Source organism: Nonomuraea sp. NPDC050540, assembly GCF_044457485.1.
In the GTDB taxonomy this organism is placed as follows: Bacteria; Actinomycetota; Actinomycetes; order Streptosporangiales; family Streptosporangiaceae; genus Nonomuraea.
Window position 1 is genome coordinate 125610 of record NZ_JBITHA010000014.1, and the last position, 14607, is coordinate 140216.

At 69.5% G+C, this 14607-nt stretch carries 15 protein-coding genes and 1 riboswitch; of the genes, 7 read left to right on the forward strand and 8 right to left on the reverse strand.

Annotated elements, in window-relative coordinates:
- Positions 1-190 precede the first annotated feature (190 nt).
- The 3 genes from ACIBI5_RS37825 to ACIBI5_RS37835 form a co-directional block, all read right to left on the reverse strand.
- Complete coding sequence (locus ACIBI5_RS37825; RefSeq protein ID WP_397253970.1) at positions 191-1060, reverse strand: hypothetical protein; 870 nt, start codon at positions 1058-1060, stop codon at positions 191-193.
- A gap of 39 nt (positions 1061-1099) precedes the next feature.
- The gene (locus tag ACIBI5_RS37830) at positions 1100-1537 is read right to left on the reverse strand and encodes a peptidase inhibitor family I36 protein (protein WP_397253971.1); all 438 of its coding nucleotides are present in this window, start codon (positions 1535-1537) and stop codon (positions 1100-1102) included.
- A 228-nt stretch (positions 1538-1765) separates the two neighbouring features.
- Positions 1766-2959, reverse strand: coding sequence for an NAD(P)/FAD-dependent oxidoreductase (locus tag ACIBI5_RS37835; RefSeq protein ID WP_397253973.1), 1194 nt, complete (start codon positions 2957-2959; stop codon positions 1766-1768).
- A gap of 509 nt (positions 2960-3468) precedes the next feature.
- Here ACIBI5_RS37835 and ACIBI5_RS37840 point away from each other — a divergent pair.
- The 7 genes from ACIBI5_RS37840 to ACIBI5_RS37870 all read left to right on the forward strand — a co-directional run bounded on the left by ACIBI5_RS37840 (position 3469) and on the right by ACIBI5_RS37870 (position 9040).
- The gene (locus tag ACIBI5_RS37840; protein ID WP_397253975.1) at positions 3469-4401 is read left to right on the forward strand and encodes an RNA polymerase sigma-70 factor; all 933 of its coding nucleotides are present in this window, start codon (positions 3469-3471) and stop codon (positions 4399-4401) included.
- Positions 4402-4441: 40 nt separating this feature from the next.
- Entirely contained in the window at positions 4442-5668 is a 1227-nt protein-coding gene (locus ACIBI5_RS37845; protein WP_397253976.1) for a cytochrome P450, read from the forward strand.
- A gap of 7 nt (positions 5669-5675) precedes the next feature.
- Positions 5676-5882 (forward strand): ferredoxin, encoded by a 207-nt coding sequence (locus ACIBI5_RS37850; RefSeq protein WP_397253978.1) that lies wholly within the window; start codon positions 5676-5678, stop codon positions 5880-5882.
- A 186-nt stretch (positions 5883-6068) separates the two neighbouring features.
- On the forward strand, positions 6069-6467 hold the full coding sequence (locus ACIBI5_RS37855; RefSeq protein WP_397253979.1) for a helix-turn-helix domain-containing protein: 399 nt from the start codon (positions 6069-6071) through the stop codon (positions 6465-6467).
- Positions 6468-6502: 35 nt separating this feature from the next.
- Complete coding sequence (locus tag ACIBI5_RS37860) at positions 6503-6964, forward strand: VOC family protein (RefSeq protein WP_397253981.1); 462 nt, start codon at positions 6503-6505, stop codon at positions 6962-6964.
- A 343-nt stretch (positions 6965-7307) separates the two neighbouring features.
- Positions 7308-7751: a CBS domain-containing protein gene (locus ACIBI5_RS37865; protein WP_397253982.1), complete on the forward strand. Its 444-nt coding sequence runs from the start codon at positions 7308-7310 to the stop codon at positions 7749-7751.
- Complete coding sequence (locus tag ACIBI5_RS37870; protein WP_397253984.1) at positions 7748-9040, forward strand: ArsB/NhaD family transporter; 1293 nt, start codon at positions 7748-7750, stop codon at positions 9038-9040. Before ACIBI5_RS37865 ends, ACIBI5_RS37870 begins: the two co-directional genes overlap by 4 nt.
- A 183-nt stretch (positions 9041-9223) precedes the next feature.
- Here ACIBI5_RS37870 and ACIBI5_RS37875 read toward each other — a convergent pair whose 3' ends face one another.
- From ACIBI5_RS37875 to ACIBI5_RS37895, 5 genes are all read right to left on the reverse strand, one after another.
- Positions 9224-10510, reverse strand: coding sequence for an MATE family efflux transporter (locus ACIBI5_RS37875; protein WP_397254292.1), 1287 nt, complete (start codon positions 10508-10510; stop codon positions 9224-9226).
- 5 nt (positions 10511-10515) lie between these two features.
- Positions 10516-11538 (reverse strand): LLM class F420-dependent oxidoreductase, encoded by a 1023-nt coding sequence (locus ACIBI5_RS37880; RefSeq protein ID WP_397253986.1) that lies wholly within the window; start codon positions 11536-11538, stop codon positions 10516-10518.
- Positions 11539-11558: 20 nt separating this feature from the next.
- On the reverse strand, positions 11559-12710 hold the full coding sequence (locus ACIBI5_RS37885; RefSeq protein WP_397253988.1) for a YcaO-like family protein: 1152 nt from the start codon (positions 12708-12710) through the stop codon (positions 11559-11561).
- Positions 12711-12951: 241 nt separating this feature from the next.
- Entirely contained in the window at positions 12952-13635 is a 684-nt protein-coding gene (locus tag ACIBI5_RS37890) for a (2Fe-2S)-binding protein (protein WP_397253989.1), read from the reverse strand.
- Positions 13636-13802: 167 nt separating this feature from the next.
- A riboswitch (cobalamin riboswitch) is annotated at positions 13803-14003 on the reverse strand.
- 130 nt (positions 14004-14133) lie between these two features.
- Complete coding sequence (locus tag ACIBI5_RS37895) at positions 14134-14388, reverse strand: ATP-binding cassette domain-containing protein (RefSeq protein WP_397253991.1); 255 nt, start codon at positions 14386-14388, stop codon at positions 14134-14136.
- Between the last annotated feature and the right edge of the window lie 219 nt (positions 14389-14607).

A 14607-nucleotide genomic window follows, 5' to 3' on the forward strand; every position in this document is an offset into this window, starting at 1 on the left:
CCCTGTCCGATGCTTCACCTTGTGGGCTCATATCGCCCCTGACCTGCGCGAACATGACAGGCGGGGATGATGTTGTCCGAGCCGAGGGTCCGTCCAGTGATCGGCTCTGGCCCGTAGCCGGTGGCGGCGTTGAGTGGCGGCGGCTCGTTCGACGTGTTTTCAGTTCTTCGCGCGGTTGACCGGTCCGGGGTCAGTTGCGGGCGATGACTCGGCGGGCGATCTCAAGCTGCCGGATCTTGACGGCCCGTAGCTGCTGGAATTTCTTCGGGTGGCCGCGGATGGCGTCGTTCTGGATGCGGGTCTCGGCAGCCGTCCAGATGGACACGAGGTCGGTCTTGCCCTTGCATCTGAGGTCGGCCTGGGCGGTGCGGATTTCCTGGGGGGTGGGGTGGCTGGTCTCCCAGCGCGGGTCGGTGATCGCGGTGAGCGGATCGGGGTAGCGGAAGCCTTCGCTCTCCATGCACGCGCTCCAGGAGCGGAAGGCCCGCTTGACCTTCTCGTCGTGCTGGGAGGCGTCGAAGGAGGCGAAGATGGTCTTGTTGAAGAAGCCGGCGTCGGCCTTCGGCGTTCCGGCTGACAGGTGGTCGCGCGCTTGGCCGAGGCATCGCTCCGCGGCCGCGCGCACGTCCGGTGGTACCTGTGTCGTTCGTGCGAGATCGTTCTGCTTGCGGGCGGCCACGGCCGGGTGGTCTGGTGGGGTGTGGTACCCGAACGCATCGGCGATCGCGTGCTCGATGATGCCGTAGCGGCGGCGGTGTGGTGGTTCGCTCTGGCTGTCGGCGGGGGTGTCGAGCGCCTGCCAGCGCATGCCGCGTGCGCGCAGGCAGTCACCGACCAGCAGGTCCTCGGCCACCTCCAGGGTCATGTTCTCGGCCGGGCTGAAGTCGTAGGCGTCGAAGGGGAGGGTGAGCCGCCGGGCCTGTTCACCGGGTTCCGGGACGGCGGCCGCGTGCGACGGGGGCGGCAGGGTCGCGGGTGGTGCCGCCGCGCAGGCCGGGACCGCTCCGGCGAGAAGCGCCGATGCCAGGGCGATGCTCCATCGCCGGAGCGGACCGATCATCGCCTGCGCCGGGTGGACGCCGCCTCTGCGCAGGTCATGTCAGCGCTTCAGCGAGGTGGTCTTGTTGTCGAAGCCGTTGTTGGTGAGGTCCTTGTCCTGGCTCTCGGCTCGTGCGGCGTATCCGGAGGCTCCGGCGCAGCTACGGCGGTCGTAGAAGCGGATCTTCCGGTTGTATGTGTTCTTGTGAGAGCTCGCCCAGTTGTTGTACCTGTTCGGCAGGGTCCCGCATCTACCGGGCGCGGGCATCCTGATCTGGATATAGGTCCGTCCTCGGAAGTCGTCGTGCTCGAACAGGCACAGGCGGTTGTTGGCACACGCGGCTGATCGCACGGCCACTCCCCCGACGACCTCGTAGGAGACTTCGTCGCCGGGCGCTGCCACGGGAGCTGCGGTGGCCTGGGCGGCGGGCCCGTAGCCTGCCAATCCCAGGAAGCTGAGCGACAGGGCGCCGGCGATGAGAGCGGTCTTACCCTTCATGTGCGTTCCTTTCCCTATTGCGTGGGGCGACTCAAGATCTTTTGCTGGCCGGGACCGCCTCCTCTCGCGGGAGGCCGGGGGCCCGCCCGATCACAGAACCCGTTCATGCGGGCTGCTTTCGCTCGGGCCGATACTCAGGCGACGAACGCGAGGCCACTGCGGGGACAGCCGGCCTGGAACTGTTCGAGGTGCCAGGCCGGCAGCCGTCGCCGGCGCGTTCGCGGGCGGCTACGCGGGCGTTCTCTCGGTGGTCGTGTCCGGTGCGGGGGTCAGGCGGTGCTTGCGCTTGGGCATGCCGAAGGTCGGGTGCGAGGTGGCCCACAGCGCCATCGTGAGGATGCCCGCCTTGACGCGTGCGGCGTTGCGGCCGCCCTCGTACGCCGGCTTGGCCTGTCCTTGGTCGTCGACCGTCTGCCGGATCCCGTCCCTTCTGCCGAGGCTGATCTGGTTGTAGGTGTAGATCAGTTTCGTGTGGGGGATCGTGCGGCCCGTCAGGCGTCCCACGATCGCCTCGATCGCCTGCCGGCTGGTGTAGCCGGCGGAGGCGCAGGACATCGGCATCGGCCGGCCGTTGTCGCCGATGGCGTGGGCACTGTCGCCGATGGCGTACACGTTCGGGTGTGAGACCGACCGCATGGTGCGATCGACGATGATCTGGCCGTTCCCGGTGACCTCTAGCCCGGCGGCGGCGGCGATGGGGTCGAGCGCGAACCCGGCCGTCCACGCGGTCGCGTCGGACGCCAGGGTGGTTCCGTCGGCGCACAGCACCCGCGTCGCTTCGACGGCTTGGACGCTGGTGTGCTCCAGGACGGTGACGCCCAGCCGGTCGCAGGCCCGGCGCAGGTGGCCGCGGGCTCCGGCCGAAAGCCGGGCGCCCAGCTGCCTGCGGGCGATGAGCGCCACCGACAGGCCGGGCCGGGATTCGGCGATCTCGGTGGCGGTCTCGATGCCGGTCAGCCCGTCACCGACGACCACCACATTCCCGCCTTCGCCCCACCTGTCCAGGCTGGCCAGGCGCTCGCGCAGGCGTAGCGCGGAGGGCCGGGCGGCGACGTCGAAAGCGTGCTCGGCCACGCCGGGGGCACCCCCGACGTCGCCGTGGCTGCCGAGCGCGTGGACGAGCGTGTCGTAGCCGAGTCCGCCGGCGCCGTCGGACATGGTGATGACCTGGCGTTCGGGGTCGATGGCGGTGACACGGGCCAGGCGCAGCCGGATCCCCGTGCCCGCGAAAATGTCGGCGAGCTTCGGAGCCTCGACCTCCTGACCGGCCACCAGCTGGGGTAGCCGCATCCGCTGGACGAAGTCCGGCACGGCATTGACCACGGTGATCTCGGTATCGGACGGGGACAGCCGGCGGGCCAGGATTCCAGCCGCGTAGGCCCCGGCATAGCCGGCGCCGAGAACGACGATCCGGTGCTTCATGTGGTGCTCCTTTCGGGCTTGTTGCCGCTGGGTCGCCGATTTCCTTGATCGAGGTCGCCGCGCGCCTGTGCCGAAAGGTCCTGCCAGTCGGCGTACACCTGCTGGAGCATCGGGTAGAAGCCGTGGCCGAAGAGCATCCGCAGGGGAGGGCCTTGTCGGTCACGCCCAGCTCCAGCGCCGGCACCGCCTGGCCGTAGGCGGCGGCCAACTCGTCAAGGCTTGCGGTGTTCCGCGCGGTCGCGGTCACCTGGTCGCCGCGCGACAGGGGCGGCCTCGACGAAATCGCGGCCCAGGCCGCGTGACGAACCAGACCTTGCTCATGATGTCTTTTCCGTTCCTTCTGTGGCGGCGGTCGCGTGGTGTCCTGATGACCATGCGGCGTCGGCGCCCCGGGCTTTGTGACGGTGCGGCCCTGTGACGTGTGTCACCGATCACAGGTGTCACACAGCGGCAGGCACCGGCGCCTTGTGCATAGAGCAAGAGTCGCGGGGACCAGGCAGGAGGCAGGAATGGACGAGCACGGGAGCGCGACGACGGGCCCGGCCGAGCCGATGGACGGCGCCGCCGAGGCGACCGAGGTGTTCCTCGCCCACCGCAATCTGCTGTTCACCGTCGCCTACGAAATGCTCGGCTCGGCCGCCGACGCCGAGGACGCCCTGCAGGAAACCTGGTTGCGGTGGATGAAGGTCGACAGAAGGCAGGTGCGCGACCAGCGCGCCTACCTGGTGCGGGTGACCACCCGGCGCGCGCTCGACCGGCTGCGCACCATGCGGCGCCTCAAGGAGGACTACGTCGGCCCATGGCTGCCTGAGCCGCTGCTCACCGCGCCGGACGTGGCCGAGGACGTCGAGCTCGCCGAGAGCGTGTCGATGGCGCTCATGCTCGTACTCGAGACGCTCTCGCCCACCGAACGTGCCGTCTTCGTGCTGCGCGAAGTCTTCGGTATCAGTCACGAGGAGATCGCTGCCGCCGTGGGCAAGAGTTCGGCGGCCGTCCGGCAGATCGCGCACCGCGCCCGCCGGCACGTCGACGCCCGGAAGCCGCGTGAGGCGGTCTCCCCGAGCCAAGTCCGGGCGGTGCTGGAGTCGTTCCGGCGCGCGTTGGAAAGCAGGGACCTTCAGGGCCTGCTCGACGTGCTCGCCCCGCAGGTCGTCCTGGTGAGCGACGGCGGCGGCGTCAAGCAGGCGGTGCCGCGGCCGATCACCGGCGCCGGCAAGGTGGCCCACATGATCGTCAACGGCCTCGGCAAGGCCCAGATCGCGCTCACCAGCGAGCCCACCGTGGTCAACGGCAACCCCGCGCTCCTCCTGCGCATGGACGGCGAGATCGACGGCGTCATCGCGGCGCGTGTCGAGCACGCCCGCATCACCGGCCTGTACTACGTCCGCAACCCACACAAACTGACCCGCATCGCCGCCGAGACCCCGCTCACCCTGCGATGAACACCAACGACGAGCCAGATCTCATACTGGGAGGTTCTTCATGACGAACAGCGTTGCCGACGAACGCGCCGGCCTCGAGCTGCCGGTCTCACGTGGCTGCCCGTTCGCCCCGCCCACCGCCTACGAACGGCTGCGCGAGCAGGCGCCGATCAGCAAGGTACGCCTGACCAGCGGCGGCCAGGCGTGGTGGGTGTCCGGGCACGAGGAAGCCCGCGCCGTCCTCGCCGACCCCCGCTTCTCCTCCGACAAACGCAAGGACGGCTTCCCCCTGTTCAACCTCGATGCGGCGACCCTGCGACTGCAGCGCAGCCAGCCGCCGGTGATGCTCAGTATGGACGGCGCCGAGCACTCCGCGGCCCGCCGCCCGGTGATCAGCGAGTTCACCGTGAAGCGCCTGGCCGCGCTGCGCCCGCGGATCCAGGACATCGTCGACCATTTCATCGACGACATGCTCGCCGCCGGCCAGGGGCCGGTGGACCTGGTGCAGGCGCTGTCCCTGCCGGTGCCCTCCCTGGTGATCTGCGAACTGCTCGGCGTGCCGTACACCGACCACGAGTTCTTCCAAAGCCGCACCACCATGATGGTGAGCCGGACCTCGACCGCGGACCGCAATCGCGCCTTCATCGAACTGCGCGCCTACCTCGACGACCTGGTCACCCGCAAAGAGTCCGAACCCGGCGACGACCTGCTCAGCCGGCAGATCGCCCGGCAACGCCGGGAAGACGGCGCCGTCGATCACACGGGCCTGGTGAGCCTGGCCTTCCTGCTGCTGACCGCCGGACACGAGACCACCGCGAACATGATCTCGCTCGGCGTGGTCGCGCTGCTCACCCATCCGGAGCAACTGGCCCTGATCACCGCCGATCCGGACAAGACCGCCATGGCCGTGGAGGAACTGCTGCGCTACTTCACCATCGCCGACACCGTCACCTCCCGGCTGGCCACCGAAGACGTGCGGATCGGCGGGGTGAGCATCAAGGCCGGCGAGGGCATCATCGTCTCCGGCCTGTCGGCCAGCTGGGACCCGGCGGTTTTCACGAAGCCGGGCAACCTGGACGTCGAGCGCGGCGCCCGCCACCACCTCGCCTTCGGATTCGGCCCGCACCAGTGCCTCGGCCAGAACCTGGCCCGGGTGGAGCTGCAGATCGTCTTCGACACGCTGTTCCGCCGCATCCCCGCCCTACGGCTCGCCGTACCGGCAGAGGACCTGCCCTTCAAGACGGACGCCGTCGTCTACGGCGTCCACGAACTCCCGGTCACCTGGTGAGCGGGACATGATCCGGATCAAAGCCGACACCGGCCGTTGCGTCGGCTCCGGCCAATGCGTCCTGACCGAACCGGCCGTCTTCGACCAGGACGACGACGGCATCGTGGCCCTGCTGACCGACCAGCCCAGCGACCAGCTCGCCACGCGGGCACACCACGCCGTTACTTTGTGCCCATCTCAAGCCCTGTCCGTCCTTCAGGAGCAAGCACAGTGATCTTCGCCGGCGCGCTCACCCTCGGTGGAGCTGGTGCGGTTCAGGCCGGGCATCCCCGCCCCAGCTCCAGGAGCCCACGGGCGGGCGCGGGGTGAGCAGGCCGGCGCGCGGGCTACGATGCCGGCCCGTACCGCACGTCGATGGGTCGCTTGCTCGTCGCCTGCCCGCGTTGACTACGCTTGGTTCGTGCTCAGCCCGGGTGAGGACCAGAACCGGCGGCTGTTGCGTGCACGGGATGCGATGGACCGGGAATTCGCCCGCGCCCTCGACATACCCGCGCTCGCGCGCATCGCCCTGATGTCTCCCACCCATTTCACCCGGTCGTTCCGGGCGACGTTCGGCGAGACACCGCACCGGTACCTGCAACGGCGGCGGATCGAACGTGCGATGGCGTTGCTGCGGTCCACGTCGGTCAGCATCACCGACCTCGCCGCGCAGGTCGGGTTCGAGAGTCTGGGGACGTTCAGCCGTACGTTCCGGGCCATCGTCGGCATGTCCCCCACCGAGTTCCGGGCAGGCACGTCACCGGTCGATGTCCCGGTGTGCTTCATCAAGGCGTGGACCAGACCGAGTCGTTTCGGATAAGTCGTTACGCCCTTACCGTCCGTAGGGTTCGAGGCATGTTCTCTCGTATCAGCATTCATTCCGTGTACGTGCTCGACCAGGACGAGGCGCTGGACTTCTACGTCGGCAAGCTGGGCTTCCAGGTGACCTCCGACGTCGATATGGGATTCATGCGCTGGCTCCTCGTCGCTCTGCCGTCCGATCCGGACCGGTCGATCCTCCTGGAAAAGCCGGGTCCGCCGTCGCTCAGCGAGGAGTCCGCCGCCCAGGTCCGCGACCTGGTGACCAAGGGCGCCCTTGGCGTCGCCGCGATCCTCAGCACCGACAACTGCCAGAAGACCTACGACGCCCTCCGTGCCAAAGGTGTTGAATTCACCGAGATGCCCACGCAGCAGCCGTACGGCATCGACTGCGCGCTGCGTGACCCCTTCGGCAACCACATCAGGATCACGCAGCAGGCGGCGGGTCCCGTCGAGGTCACGGATGAGGACATCGCGCGCTGGCGCGCTGACAAGTAGACCTGTCACTGCTCGCCGACCCGGCACGCCCGCCGAAAGGGCCGCGAGGGATGGTGCTGCACGAGCCCGTGTACGGGAAGCACGGGCAGCTCGGCACCACCTCGCGGGTCGAGTCGCAGTCGGGGAAACGGAAGATCGAGTGCACAGAAACGATCACACGCCGGGATCCGGCAGGCCTGCACGGGATCCCCAAAGAGGTCGTCGTTCACTTCGGCCGAAAGGCCGTCGGCGCGGGCATGGCGGGGCTCTCGCCGATCTCGACGCTGATTGATAGATTCCTTACAGGTGCGCCGGGAAGTCTGGTCGGCAATCTCTGCCGTCTACCCCTGGAAAGGCGTCCGCCGTGCGCGCTCTCGATCTGCTCACCGACTTCCCCACAGTCACCTTGGACACCGCGGTGATCGATGCCGCCCGGCTGCTGGCCGACCAAGATCTGCCCGGCCTGATCGTCGTCGACGAGTCCGGCCTGCCGGCCAGCATCCTGCCCGGAACCCAGGTACTTCGCCTGGCCGTCCCCGGCTACTGCCAGGACGATCCCGCGCTGGCTCGGGTGGTGGACGAAGCGCACGCCGATGCCCTGCTCACCTCCTTGACCGGCCGGACCGTACGCGAGGCGCTGCCCGCCCAGGCCCGCGAGCTGCCGGTCACCGACGCGGAGGCCACCGCGCTGGAGCTGGCCGCGCTGATGGCGCGCACACACAGCCCGCTGGTCGCGATCGTCAGCGGGGATCGTCTGCTGGGGGCCGTCACTCTGCAGGCGCTCATGGACGGGCTGCTGGCCCGGTGACCGTGCTGGCCTGGCTGTCGGTTGCGGTCTTCCTCGGCGCCTACGCGCTGATCGCCACCGAACGCATCCACCGGGTCGCCGCCGCGCTCGGCGGCGCCGGGATCATGCTGCTCATCCACGCCAGCGACGCCGGAGCGGCGTTCTTCTCCGAGCGGACCGGTGTCGACTGGAATGTCATCTTCCTGCTGCTGGGCATGATGGTGATCGTCGGGGTGCTCAAGCAGACCGGCGTGTTCGAGTACCTGGCCATCTGGGCGGCCAAGCGTGCTCGCGGCCGGCCGTACCGGCTGATGGTACTGCTGGTGGTGATCACCGCGTGCGCGTCGGCGCTGCTGGACAACGTGACCACGGTGCTGCTGATCGCGCCGGTCACCTTCCTGGTGTGCCAGCGGATGGCGTTGCCGGTGGTGCCGTACCTGATCGCCGAAGCGATGGCCTCCAACATCGGCGGCGCCGCCACCCTGATCGGGGATCCGCCCAACATCATCATCGCCAGCCGGGGCGGGTTGTCGTTCAATGACTTCCTCGTGCATATGGCGCCGATGGTCACCGTGCTCATGGTGGTGTTCGCCGGACTGTGCAGGATCTTGTTCCGCAAGGTGTTCGTCTACGACCCGAAACGCGCCGCCGAGATCATGGGGCTCAATGAGCGGGAGGCGATCGCCGACCGCGCTCTGCTGTGGCAGAGCCTGGCTGTGCTGGGCCTGGTGATAGCGGCGTTCGTGCTGCATCCGGTGCTGCACTACGAACCCTCGGTGGTAGCGGTCCTGGGCGCCGGTCTGCTGGTGGCGGCCACCAAGGTGACCACGGAGCAGGCCATCGCCGAGGTCGAATGGCCCACGCTGGTGTTCTTCATGGGCCTGTTCGTCATGGTCGGCGCGCTGGTCGAGACCGGGGTGATCGGCCAGGTCTCCCGCATGGCGGTCGACGCCACCGCCGGTCAGCTCGGGCTGGCCACGATGGTGTTGCTGTGGGCCTCGGCCGCCTTGTCGGCCATCGTGGACAACATCCCCTATGTGGCCACCATGAGCCCGATCGTGGCCGACCTCGTCCAAGCCTCGGGCGGCAACGACAGCGCTCAGGTGTTGTGGTGGGCGCTGGCCTTCGGCGCCGACCTGGGCGGCAACGCGACCGCCGTCGGCGCTGCCGCCAACGTGGTCGTCATCGGCATCGCCGCCCGCAACGGCACCCCGATCAGCTTCTGGCAGTTCACCAAGTACGGACTGATCGTCGCCCTGGTCACCGTGGCGCTGGTCACCCCTTACTTGTGGCTGCGCTACCTCCTATGACAGGCCTGGGTTCGTCACAGCTGCGCCGGCCGCCGAGAGTGCTCATCTCCGCTTTCCGCCAAGGAGGTGCTCAGGTGGCCGCTTCTCGCGCAGCCTTCTCCGAGCGCCTCACCGCCGTCGCGTCCACACCGGCCGGGCTGGTGGAATACCGGCCGAACGCGGCGATCCGACGTACCCATCTCATCATGCTCCCCGTTCATGGGTGGTCGACATCACTGAGCCGCGCCGGGCACGCAGCCCAAGAAGCACGGCCAGGAGGATCGCGAAGGCGTTCCACGCCAGATAGATCCCGGGCAGCCCGAGGCCGAAGGTCAGGCCGAGCAGCCAGGAGAGTGGGATGAGCAGAAGGTAGTCGCAGGCGACGTTGGCCAGCATCACCGAGCGGGTGTCGCCCTGGGCGCGCAGGAAGCTGCCGGAGGCCATCGCGGGCACCATGGGCGCCAGGCTCAGCATGGCCAGCGGCACCACCTGCCAGGCCAGGGCGACGACCTCGGGGTTGTCGCTGAACCACGACAGGACCGTGGTACCGCCGAGCAGGAGCGACCCGGCCGGCACGGCGAAGACGATCAGCAGTAGCCGGGTCCCGGTGCGCCGCCGGTGCACCGCCCGGTCCGTCTGGCCCGCGCCGATCTCCTGCCCAGCCAGGATGACTACGGACGCCGAGGCCGAGGCCATCACGGTGAAGACGATGAGCAGCAGGTTGTCCACGATCCGGTACGCGGCCAGCTCCAGAGTGCCCATCCGGGCGGCGAAGCCTGCGAGCAGCGCCTCGTTGAGGTAGCCGACGCCCATCGCGCTCATCTCCGGCCAGCCGATCCGCCACAGTTCCCCGGCCACGGGCCGGCCGTCGGCGGCCACCCGGGGCAACCGGGCGCGGCCGTACACCAGCAGGAACGCGGTGCCGGCGACGGTGGCCGCCAGGGTGGCCAGAGCCGCGCCGGTGACGCCGAGACCCGCGGAGAAGATCAGCCACAGCCCGAGCGGCAGGTTCACCGCGTTGACCAGCAGCGCGTGCCACATCGCCGCCCGCGTCACCCCGACTCCGGAGCAGGCGCTCTGCAGGGTGAAGGAGGCGGCGGCGAACGGCACCGCGAACGCCAGCACCCGCAGGTACTCCACCCCCGGCCCCGCCAGCTCGGCGGAGGCACCCAGCAGGGTCAGCGCCGATCCGGCGACGGCGTACAGGACGGCGCCGATCGCGGCCCCGGCCAGGATCGAGGTGCCCAACCCCACGCGGACGACTCGCATCACCGCCGCGGGTGTGCCGGCGCCATGCGCCTGCGCCACTTTGATCTGCACGGCGGTGGCCCAGCCACGCACCACGACCAGGGCGATCAGGTAGACGGGCGCGGCCAGCGCGAAGGCGGCCAGCGCGGTCGTGGAGTATCGGGCCAGCATGACGGTGTCGACGACGTTGACGACGATCTGCGTCAGCCCCGCCACCAGCAACGGCACCGTCAGCGCCCACATCCGTCTCACAGCACGGCCCGTGCGGCCTCCAGGAAGGCCGGGTCGCGGTCGAGCAGGATGACCGTGTCCACCCGGGACTCCCGCCACACGGCGAGCCGCTCGGTCATGGCCTCGATCGGGCCGATCAAGGCCACCTCGTCGAGCAGCCGGTCGGGCACCGCGGCCGTGGCGGCATCACGGTCACCGGCGGCGAAGTGCTTACGGATGTCGTGAGCCGCGCCCTCGTACCCCATCTGGACGACCACGTCGGCATAGGTGTTACGCACGCCAGGCGAAGCCGCGCCGATCAGATGGGAGTAGAGCGGGCGTAACCGCTCCCGCCCCGCCTCAACCGTGTCAGCGTGCGCGACGTACAGAATGGGGCAGATCTTCACATCCCCCGGCGCGCGACCTGCCCCGGCGATGCCCGCGTCCAGCGGAGCCAGGATCGCGGCCTCGTGCTCGGGCGCGTACATCCCCGACAGCCACCCGTCGGCGAGCTCACCGGTGAGCGACAGGTTGCCGGGCCCAATGGCCGCCAGATACAGCGGAATGCGCGGCCAGAGCGGTGTCATCTCCGAGCGGATCGGCCGCGCCCGCCCCGTGGAGCCCGCACCCGTGTACGGCAGGCGGTACAGTTCGCCGGCGTACTCCACCCGTTCCTCGCGCGCGATGGCCTTACGCACGATCTCGACGTACTCCCGGGTGCGGCGCAGCGGCCGGTCGTACGGCAGGCCGTGCCAGCCCTCTACGATCCACGGCACCGACAGCCCGAGGCCGAGCTGGAACCGGCCGCGCGACAGCACGTCCAGCGTCATCGCGGTCATCGCCGTGGCGGCCGGTGTACGGGCCGGGATCTGCATGATCGCGGTGCCCAGCTCGATGCGCTCGGTCACGGCGGCCAGGTAGCCGAGCACGCTGACGGCGTCCGGTCCGTACTCCTCCACGCTCCACACGGAGTCGACGCCGATGCTCTCGGCGTGCCGGATCGCCGGCAGCACCTCCTCCATCGGCTCGCCGCCGTAGCCCATCGCAAGTCCGAGCCGCATGTCTTCGTCTCCTCCTGGGTTCACGCGAAGGGCAGGGGCACCGGTGTCAGATCTGATGACGGCGGGATCCGGCTCCCGCCCAGGAACGGAAACGCGGCCGGGGCGTTGCAGGACAGGCCGGGCACGATGACCCGGGCGACGTGCAGGTCCATGCCTGCGACGGTGAGGTCCACGGCGTAGGCCCGGAAGGTCGCCGCGCCCCTGGCGGGCGATCCTGCGGGGTGGCGCAACCGGTCGAGCGTCTCGCCCCGCAGGCGTTCATCCAGGTAGAGCTGGACGTGCAGGCGCACGTCGTTGACCGAACGCCAGCCGCGCCGCAGGTCGTCGAGGTAGCGGCGGTCGGCGCGGCGTGGCAGGTACGGTGGTCCGGGATCCAGGCGCAGCAGCACGCGGCCGGTCTCATAGGTGCCGATGGCCTCGGTGAACGCCTTGGCTGCGGCCTCCTCAGCGGTCTCCCGGCAGGCGCTGCCGAATCCCACGATCCCGCGCTCGCGGTCCTCGACGAAGACCCCGGCGACGATCGCCCCGAATTCCGATGGAATCTCCAGCGGCGTGACCGTCAGCCCGGACGTCGCCGCCTCGCCCAGCGCGGTGGCCAGCGGGCCCGTCTCGGGCACCGGGAGCGGGGCGGCTTCATGGCGGCCGGCCCACCAGAGCGTGACCGCGTCACGTTCCAGCACTTCACGCAGGGCCGCCCGCCTCGCCTGCTCCCGCGTCGGGCCGGCGGCGGTACCGGCCAGGACCGGGTAGTTGGTGTACGGCTCGCCGCGGCGTGGGCCGGTGAAGTAGTTGACGTAGACCAGCGAGGCGGGCACCAGGACCCGCTCCCCCGAGGTCAGGTCCTCGGCGGGCACCCAGGTGATCTCCAGTTCCCGGGTCATCGGGACGAACGGAAAGCCCTTGGCCGCGTACTGGGCGGGAGAATAGAGGGCGAAGTCCCGAGGGTCGAGTGCGGGTTCGGTCAGATCTCGGTGGGCGGCTCGGGTCAGGCCGCCGGGCACCTGGTTGGCGCAATGGCGCTCGATCGCCTCCCCGATCGCGGCCAGGCGAGCTGCGTCTTCGTCACCGAGGGCCGCGCCACCGGTCACCTCTGTCCCTTGAACAGCGGTGTACGAGACCATGCTGGCGACGACAGGGTGGCGTGGCCGGTCCCGGCGCACTTCGCGGATCATGAGCAAGACCTTCCTGGGTGTGCCGGGACCGGGAAATCAGGTCTTACTCGTCGTCGTCCTCACGCCACTCGAACGGCGAGTCCACCGCGGGGGTGTGGGACTTCAGGCAGGTCTGCGGGTCATCGGGTTCGGCGAAACCGTGGTGCGCCATGTGCGTCCTCCTTCGGCATTCTGCACAAGTGATGCAGTTGCGAACTCTTCGCAAGAACTTTAGGCACAGGCTCACCGGGATTTCAAGAATTCATTTGTCCAGCAGGGCGCAGTCCCCGCATTTATCGCCGTCCGGCACCCGGTAATAGAGACAGCACGTGGTGCGCCGGAACGCGAGTTCTGGAGAGGTGAGGGAGCCTTTCCCGGCCAGCCCGCCAGTGGCCAGCAGCAGGTTCACCAGCCGAGCGGCCCGGGGGGCGAGCTCCGGGCGGGCGGTTGCCACGGCACGTCCGGCTTCGGCGACGGCCGAGGCGGCGTTGCCATACAGGAGTCCGGGGGCGACTTTCACCCGCAGGCCGCGCGCGAACGGTTCGAGGTGGCGGCGCACCACCATGTCGTAGAGCAGGGCGGCGACCTGGCCTTCCGTCCCTGCATGCCATCCCGCGAGCGTGGGCAGCCGCAGGCGTGAGTCGTCGTCGGCGCGGTCGAGCCGGGTCAGGTCGGGGATGACTCCGCGGGTGAGCACGGCGCCCACGACAGGCGACCAGAGGCGCGCGGCGTGGCTCAGCTGGGCGATGGAGGCGCCGATGCGCAACTCGGCGGTGTCGTACCTGGCGGCGGTCGCCTCGACCAGATCGGTGAATCCGCGCGCGTAGTCGGCGCTCACGTCGTGCCATCCCGCGGGGTCGCCGCCAAGGTGCGGAGCGAAGAACGAACCGAATTCGGCGATTTCCTCGAGCGTGCTGCGGACGGACTCTTCCGACGCCGCTTCCATAACTCCAGGCTCCATTCTCAAAAAGGGCATGACTAAATGGCCGGACGGCAAATCCGGCAGTTTCTGGAGAGATCAGGGACTACTCACGGCGGGATCGAGCGGCCGACGGCACGCCATCGTTCTTCAGGCGCCATGGCCTGCTCCTCTCCGGGGAAATCCGCCCCAGGTCGTCGAGGAGGCGACCGCGTGAGTCTCCTGGCTCTCGGGTCGAGGCTCGTCCCCGCCTTCCCACCCCTCGGGGAAGGGTGGTGGCGTCGAGGGGATCCGCTCGCCGATCACAGTGGCGGGACCGCGCCGGAGTCACACCGGCTTCCTCAGTCCGCGCTCGCCTTTACCCGGCCATCATGACACGGATCCGGTCAGTTGGGCGGATATGAGGCGGGTGTAGGCGCCATCGCCGGTCAGGAGCCTCATGGGTGCCGGCCTCGGCGACGCGGCGGGATTCCCGTACCACGATGCGGTCGGCGGTCAGGATGGTGGACAGCCGGTGGGCGATGATCAGCGTGGTGCGGTCGGACGGACGGAGGACATGGCGGCCGCGACCTCCTGCTCGCTTTCGGTGTCGAGGCTGGAGACGGCTTCGTCCACGACGAGGATGGGCGCGTCCTTGAGGATGGCGCGGGCGATGGCGATGCGCTGGCGCCGGCCGCCGGACAGGCGGGTGCCGAACTCGTGGGCCTGGGCGGCCGTGGCGGCGGAGATGACGGACTGCGGCTGGGCGCCCTCGCCGCTTCGGCCGACAGGTCCGGGCATGCTGCTGCCTCACGGACTCGCGGTGCCGGCGCAGGATGGCGTCCGGGCCGACCACAAGCCGCAGCCTGTGCAGGACCGCGCGGGGCAGTGAGGTCAGGAGCTCCGCCGGGAAGAAGCGGTCCTCGGGAGCGAACCTCACCCGCGCACCGGCGCCGAGCTGCCGTTCCAAGACCATGACCTGGCCGGACGGGATTGTCGGCAGCCGCAGCGTTCGAGGAC

Excerpts from the sequence above, each read along its gene's own strand:
- ACIBI5_RS37825 (WP_397253970.1), bottom strand. The coding sequence starts at position 1,060 with ATGATCGGTCCGCTCCGGCGATGGAGCATCGCCCTGGCATCGGCGCTT.
- ACIBI5_RS37860 (WP_397253981.1), top strand. The coding sequence starts at position 6,503 with ATGTTCTCTCGTATCAGCATTCATTCCGTGTACGTGCTCGACCAGGAC.
- ACIBI5_RS37845 (WP_397253976.1), top strand. The coding sequence starts at position 4,442 with ATGACGAACAGCGTTGCCGACGAACGCGCCGGCCTCGAGCTGCCGGTC.
- ACIBI5_RS37880 (WP_397253986.1), bottom strand. The coding sequence starts at position 11,538 with ATGCGGCTCGGACTTGCGATGGGCTACGGCGGCGAGCCGATGGAGGAG.
- ACIBI5_RS37840 (WP_397253975.1), top strand. The coding sequence starts at position 3,469 with ATGGACGAGCACGGGAGCGCGACGACGGGCCCGGCCGAGCCGATGGAC.
- ACIBI5_RS37830 (WP_397253971.1), bottom strand. The coding sequence starts at position 1,537 with ATGAAGGGTAAGACCGCTCTCATCGCCGGCGCCCTGTCGCTCAGCTTC.
- ACIBI5_RS37885 (WP_397253988.1), bottom strand. The coding sequence starts at position 12,710 with ATGATCCGCGAAGTGCGCCGGGACCGGCCACGCCACCCTGTCGTCGCC.
- ACIBI5_RS37875 (WP_397254292.1), bottom strand. The coding sequence starts at position 10,510 with ATGTGGGCGCTGACGGTGCCGTTGCTGGTGGCGGGGCTGACGCAGATC.
- ACIBI5_RS37835 (WP_397253973.1), bottom strand. The coding sequence starts at position 2,959 with ATGAAGCACCGGATCGTCGTTCTCGGCGCCGGCTATGCCGGGGCCTAC.
- ACIBI5_RS37890 (WP_397253989.1), bottom strand. The coding sequence starts at position 13,635 with ATGGAAGCGGCGTCGGAAGAGTCCGTCCGCAGCACGCTCGAGGAAATC.
- ACIBI5_RS37850 (WP_397253978.1), top strand. The coding sequence starts at position 5,676 with ATGATCCGGATCAAAGCCGACACCGGCCGTTGCGTCGGCTCCGGCCAA.
- ACIBI5_RS37895 (WP_397253991.1), bottom strand. The coding sequence starts at position 14,388 with ATGCCCGGACCTGTCGGCCGAAGCGGCGAGGGCGCCCAGCCGCAGTCC.